At 64.1% G+C, this 6,068-nt stretch carries 5 protein-coding genes; 3 read left to right on the top strand and 2 right to left on the bottom strand.

Annotated elements, in window-relative coordinates; translation table 11 throughout:
• Nucleotides 1-105: 105 nt before the first annotated feature.
• Nucleotides 106-702 carry a recombinase family protein gene (locus ACFFIO_RS14095; RefSeq protein ID WP_159555558.1) on the top strand — a complete coding sequence of 199 codons (597 nt, stop codon included), beginning with the start codon at nucleotides 106-108 and terminating at the stop codon, nucleotides 700-702.
• Nucleotides 703-826: 124 nt separating this feature from the next.
• Here the strand turns inward: ACFFIO_RS14095 and ACFFIO_RS14090 are convergent, their stop codons facing one another.
• Entirely contained in the window at nucleotides 827-1,018 is a 192-nt protein-coding gene (locus ACFFIO_RS14090) for a CsbD family protein (RefSeq protein WP_159555560.1), read from the bottom strand.
• 241 nt (nucleotides 1,019-1,259) lie between these two features.
• On the opposite strand from ACFFIO_RS14090, the gene ACFFIO_RS14085 reads away from it, so the two are divergent.
• The gene (locus tag ACFFIO_RS14085; protein WP_378042748.1) at nucleotides 1,260-1,829 is read left to right on the top strand and encodes an enoyl-CoA hydratase/isomerase family protein; all 570 of its coding nucleotides are present in this window, start codon (nucleotides 1,260-1,262) and stop codon (nucleotides 1,827-1,829) included.
• A gap of 83 nt (nucleotides 1,830-1,912) precedes the next feature.
• Here the strand turns inward: ACFFIO_RS14085 and ACFFIO_RS14080 are convergent, their stop codons facing one another.
• Nucleotides 1,913-3,202 carry an MFS transporter gene (locus ACFFIO_RS14080; protein ID WP_201301314.1) on the bottom strand — a complete coding sequence of 430 codons (1,290 nt, stop codon included), beginning with the start codon at nucleotides 3,200-3,202 and terminating at the stop codon, nucleotides 1,913-1,915.
• A gap of 532 nt (nucleotides 3,203-3,734) precedes the next feature.
• On the opposite strand from ACFFIO_RS14080, the gene ACFFIO_RS14075 reads away from it, so the two are divergent.
• On the top strand, nucleotides 3,735-5,690 hold the full coding sequence (locus tag ACFFIO_RS14075; RefSeq protein WP_159555566.1) for a flavin-containing monooxygenase: 1,956 nt from the start codon (nucleotides 3,735-3,737) through the stop codon (nucleotides 5,688-5,690).
• Nucleotides 5,691-6,068 lie beyond the last annotated feature (378 nt).

Here is a 6,068-nt window from a genome sequence, read left to right as displayed (position 1 = left end):
ATCATGGACCCGGTTCCGGTGGGATGACCGCCCTGTCAAGCAGTACCAATGGCGCTGAGCCCCTATCCGCGCAATCTCTAAGCGACTAGAATCGTGTACTCAACGTTGGTTGCGAGACACTCGCTCATTGGATACGCGCGGGTCTCCACCCGCCGGCAGGACGCCGACCGGCAGGTCGAGGACCTGCTCGCGGCCGGGGTGCGGCGCGATGACCTGTACGTCGATCACGGGGTGTCCGGTGCTCGGGCCTCGCGGCCGAAGTTCGACAAGGCGGTGGCCGCCCTGCAGGAAGGCGACACCTTGGTGATCACCACGTTGGACCGGTTGGGTAGGTCGACCCAGAACATGCTCGCCTTCGCCGAGACCCTCCGAGAACGAGGCGCGGGGCTGCGGGTGCTGAACCTCGGTGGGGGAGACGTCGACACTCACACCCCGATGGGTTCCATGGTCTTCACGGTGATGGCCGCTCTTGCCCAGATGGAGTTGGAGATCAAGCGCGAACGCATCACCGACTCCGTGGCAAAGCGCCGGGCCGCCGGCCAGGACCTCGGCGGACGGCGCCAGACCTTCACCGATTCTCAGATCCGCAGCGCCGCCCACCTGGTCGAAGCCGGCCGGCCCGCGGCTCAGGTGGCTCGGGACATGGGCATGTCCCGAGCCACGCTCTACCGTCGCATCCGCGACCTTCCGGTCTCGACATAGCCCGTATCGCCGGGTCGTGCGGTCTGGCGCCTGCGGCGGGCCCACCACCGCCCCGAACGCACTGCAGCCCCGGACCCATGACGGGTTCCGGGGCCGCAGCCGCTGGTTCAGAGGGTGTGCCTGACTACTTCAGGCCGTCCTTGACGTCCTTGGCAGCGTCCTTGACGCTCTCGCCGGCCTGCTTGGCGTGGCCCTCGGTGTTCTGGGCCTTGCCCTCTGCCTGCAGATCGGGGTTGTCGGTGGCATCGCCGAGCTTGTCCTTGGCACCTCCGACCGCCTTGTCGGTCGCGTTGCTGATCTTGTCTCCGAGTCCCATGGGCACTCCCTTCTGTCGGCGATCAAGTCCTTCAACCCTATGTCTCTCTGCCTCCGCGGGAAACCCTCCGGCCCGTCGTTTCCTCCATGGCGAACGCGCACCCCGGCGACCGTCGGGGGCGGTCCGGAGCGCCGCTTGGTCCGGTCCAACAGCAAGGCTCGAGGCGCCATCTTGTCGAGGACCGAGCCACCGGGCGAAGTGACACCAGCGGCGTGGCCGGGCGGCTCGCGGGCACGTCCCTATAGGCGCGAGCATCGCCAGCCGCTCATCGGATTCGGCGCGGCGGCATCTCCTTCTGGCGGTAACGCGCATACCCCAGCCCCTGGAACCCGTTCCTTGTCTCAACAACTCGGTAGCTCCCAGCTCATCAAGACACCAGCGAACGAGACAGGCAAATAAGACCAGATGGCGCGGTTGCTGCACCGGCGAATTCCTGGAGAAACCGGGGGAGTTCGGCCAACCGTCAAGAGCGGTCCAGCGTCCCTATTTCCTCCCGCGGGTCGTTGGGCCGCGTCGTGCTGCCCAAATGTGTCTGGCGGGCAAGATCGTCGGGGCCCAGGAGGCCCTGGACTGGGGTCTGGTGAGCGAGGTCGTCGAGAAGGAGCGTCTCCAAGAGCGTGCGGGTGAGCTGGCACGGGACTTGGTGGCCTCGGCCGAGGTCATAGGGCCCACGAAGAAGCTGTTGAGCCCGGGGGAGCCCGTCACCTACGAGCGTCACCTGGAGAACGAACTCGAGAGCATCGCCGCCATGGCCTCCAGTGCCGGGACGCAGGCGAAGATCGCAAGGTTTGCCGAACGCACCCCAGCGTGAGTGCAGCAGAAGCTTCCTGCACCAAGGGAGGGGCCGCGGATCATGATGATCCGCGGCTCCTCTTGCCTTGGCTCCGGGTGAGATCAGTCCTGTAGTTCGCCCAGGTGGTCGTTGCGATGGCGTGCCTTCACGCATAGCAGCGCGATGAGGCTGATGACTGCACAGCCGAGGGTGTAGTAGGCCGCTGACAGGGAGTCGCCGGTGATGTCCGCCAGCCAGATGATGATGTACGGAGCTGTCCCCCCGAAGAGGGCGACGGACAAAGCGTAGGTCAGGGACAGGCCGGTGGCGCGGCTGCGGGTGGGGAACCGTTCGGAAAGCAGGGCTGGCATGGGTCCGCCGACGGCGCCAATCAGGATGCCAGCGATGATCAGGGCGATCAGCCCGCCCGTGAAGCCTGTCGAGATCATGGCGTAGAGCGGGTAGGACAGCACGACGACGGCTCCTGTTCCCGCCAGGAGCACTGGCCGGCGGCCCACCCGGTCGGACAGTCGGCCGAAGAACGGCATGGTCAGCCCGGCGGTCAGCCCGGTGATCACGGCAAGAAGGTAAGACTCCAGCAAGGGCATCGAGTAGCTGGTGGACAAGAACGACGGCATGCCAACCATGAACGTGTTCCCGACGGCGTTGTAGACCACAACAATGCCGAAGGTGGTCAAGAGGTAGGAGAAGGACTGCCGCCGTAGTACCGGCGCCTCCGTGGGATTCGTGAGTTGCTGCGCCTTCATCTTCTTGAAGTGGGGCGTCTCGTCAACATGGAGGCGCATGTACAGCACGACCGCCCCCATGGGGAGAGCGAGCAGGAAGGCGATGCGCCATCCCCACGAACTAAGGTCCTCGGGGGGAAGGATGAGAGCGAGCAGGGTGGCCACGCCTCCACCGAGCACGAACGCGAGGGTTTGACTGGCAAAGGACCAGGCACCGTAGATGCCTCGCTTGCCTTCCGGAGCTGACTCCACGACCAGGGAGACAGCGCCGCCTACCTCGCCGCCGGCAGAGAGGCCTTGGACTATTCGGCACATCGTCAGCAAGATGGGTGCCCAAACGCCGATCTGCGCGTAAGTAGGCAGCAAGCCGATGAGAGCAGTGGCAGCGCTCATGAGGCCGATGATGAGAACCAGCACCGGTCGGCGTCCGAGGCGGTCGGTCATACGACCGAAGACGACGGCGCCGACAGGGCGAAGGAAAAAGGCGAGGGCGAAGAGGGAGAAGGTCGCCAGAACGCTGGCCGTAGGGTCCGCCGACGGAAAGAACAGCGGCGCGATAATTGGAGCCATGTAGGCGTAGATGGCGAATTCGTACCATTCGACCGCGTGGCCGGCTGACCCTGCAATCAGTGCCTTGCGGGATTTCCTCAGGTCAATGACTTGCACGGTTCCTGCGGATTGGGTGTCTGATCCTATTACATTCTGCGTCATTCTGAATCCCCTTCTTTGCGGCACGCCGGGGTTGGCGTAACTGCCGTGGGCTGTCGGCGGTGCACTCCACCTTCGGCCACCAGAGTGGCCTACATCACCCCCGGTTGTCAACGGTGGTGTAGATCTTCGGAGCGACTGTCCCGCCGGGTGGTGTCCCGTCGGCCGGTGGAAGGGTGTCCCGAGGGGTGAAACGCGCAGCCCCTCACTTGCGGCTGCACAGCTCCATGCCCATCGACCTCCTCTGCTCTTGCCCTCGAGCCGGCACGGTGTGAGCCGGCCCGGGATCGCCGGGCCTTCGGTCGGGGGGCTGTCTCGTTGCGGTCGCACCTAAAGGGCCGATTGGCCCCCCGCGGCCGGAGGCGTGCCTTTTGTCAACTCTAGCGTTGACAAACGGGGCGCGGGCGTTCACCATGGTTCTAGGTCAATACTCACGTTGATAACCACGGGTGGTCACCACCGACCCGTCTGATCCGAAGGATGTGGCACTATGCCGACTCTTGCCACCAGAGCCGTCGCTGATACTGGTTCTCTCATTGACGAGGACATCGAGCTCACCGAGCAGCAGGTGCGGACGGCCGTCTCCATTGCGAACGTCCCCGCCCTGCTGATGCTGGTCTTTCAGGTGACCGGGGACGAGAAATGGCTGGAGGACCCCTATCTTCCCACCCGTGGCCGGGGGCTGGGGGACCATGACTCGGGCGGCTTGCCGGAGACCATTCAGGCAGAAGTCCGTGAGGCCGGGGTCGACGCCATCCTGCGGCTGCAGTCAGGAGAGGACCCCGCTATCGAAGCGCCCAGTCCTGAGCTCGTTACCCGCATGATGAGCATCTGCATGGGGGAGGAGGTCGGGGACCAGTACGGTCCCATGCTGTCGACCGAATTCGCCCGGCGGGTGGTCTCCGATGCCCCTGAAATCCAGACACCTTCCGTCCAGGCGCCCGTGGGCTATCAGGCCGTGGTGATCGGGGCGGGCATTGCCGGCATTGTCGCTGCTCATCAGCTGGAGGAGATGGGCATCGATTACGTCATCCTGGAGAAGCAGCCGGAGGCCGGTGGCAACTGGTGGCAGAACACCTATCCGGGGGCTGGCGTGGACACCCCCAGCCACCTCTATTCGTTCTCCTTCGCCCAGAATGACTGGACGAAGCACTTCGAGCTGCGTGACAACCTGCACCACTACTTTGACGAGACGATCGATGCCTTGGGCGTCCGTCACCGCATCCGCTTCGGCACCGAGGTGTCCACCTCTACGTATGAAGAGGACACCCACGGATGGGTGCTGGAGGTACGCAACAGCGAGGGAACTATGGAGACCCTCCGCTGTGATGTCCTCATCAGCGCCGTGGGCGTCCTGAACCGGCCTAAAAGGCCGGACCTTCCGGGAGCCGACTCCTTCCAGGGGACTGTGTTTCACTCCGCCGAGTGGCCCGAGGGGATCGACTTGGAAGGTAAGCGCGTGGCCATCGTGGGAACCGGTGCCAGTTCCATGCAGATCGTCCCTGCCATTGCGGACACGGCCGCCGAACTGACGGTTTTCCAACGCTCACCGCAGTGGGTCGCCCCCTTCGAGAAGTTCCAGCAGCCCATCTCCGACGACCTGCGCCTGCTCCTTCAGTCCTGTGCCCTCTATCGGGCCTGGTACTGGTTGAGGTTGTTCTGGCAGTTCGGTGACAAGGTGATCGAGGCATTGCGCGTCGATCCCGAGTGGGAGCATCCCGAAAGGTCGGTGAATGCCCGCAACGACGGTCACCGTGCCTACTTCACCAAATACATCACCGAACAGCTCCACGGCCGAGAGGACCTGCTGGAGAAGGCTGTCCCCGACTATCCTCCGTTTGGCAAGAGGATCCTCCTCGACAACGGATGGTACGCGGCTCTCAAGAAGGATCATGTGACCCTGGTGGATGAGTCCGTCGTGGAGATCCGCCCCGATGCAGTGGTCTCGGCATCCGGTCAGGAGTACGGTGCGGACGTCCTTATTTGGGCCACCGGGTTCGAGGCCACCCGCTTCCTCTCGTCTATGGATGTCAGGGGTGTTGACGGAGTGCGGCTCCGGGAGGTGTGGGAGGACGACAACCCCAAGGCATACCTGGGCGTGTCCGTCCCCGAGTTCCCGAACTTCTTCATGCTGGGCGGGCCCAACTCGTTCCCGGGAAGCGGCAGCTTCATGTTCTTCATGGAAGTCCAGATGCGCTACATCCGCGGCTTGCTGACGGAGATGTTCCAGGGCGGCCACCACGCCATCGACGCGAAACCGGAGGCGACGGAAAAGTACAACGAGCTCGTCGACGAGATCCATGAGAGGACGGTGTGGACCCACCCGGGAATGTCCACCTACTACCGCAACTCCCGAGGACGTGTGGTCTTCGTGATGCCGTTCCTCAATGTCGAGTACTGGGACATGACCAAGCGCCCCGACATGGAGAACTACACCGTGCGGTGACTCCAGGGCTGGGGCCCACGGTGAAGGTGAAATTGAGAAATGGTGGGCGGTCCGCGTCTGCCCCGCCACGACGGTGTGGAGGTCAAGAGGACCTCCACACCGTCTGCTGTTTGACGTTGAAGTAGCCACCTGCATCTTGCCGGGAGTCGAGCGCGGCGAGGGTGGCAGACGGTGGCCACAGACTGCTGGTCCCCGAAACTACGCGGTACTCACCTCGGCCCGCGCAAGAACGCGGCACTGGTGGCCGGGGGAGCGAGCTGTACGATAGCCGACCCGGACGGAAGCTGGGCCCAATCCTCCGGAGACTTGGAGTGAGTATTCGGACCTCTGGGAGCCACTGAATATTGTGGTTCAGAGCCACCACTATGGCCGTTGAGA

Origin of the sequence: Citricoccus parietis, assembly GCF_042433045.1 — a bacterium.
In the GTDB taxonomy this organism is placed as follows: Bacteria; Actinomycetota; Actinomycetes; order Actinomycetales; family Micrococcaceae; genus Citricoccus; species Citricoccus parietis.
The sequence above is the reverse complement of the archived record's forward strand: the minus strand, read 5'-3'. Positions and strand labels throughout refer to the sequence as shown.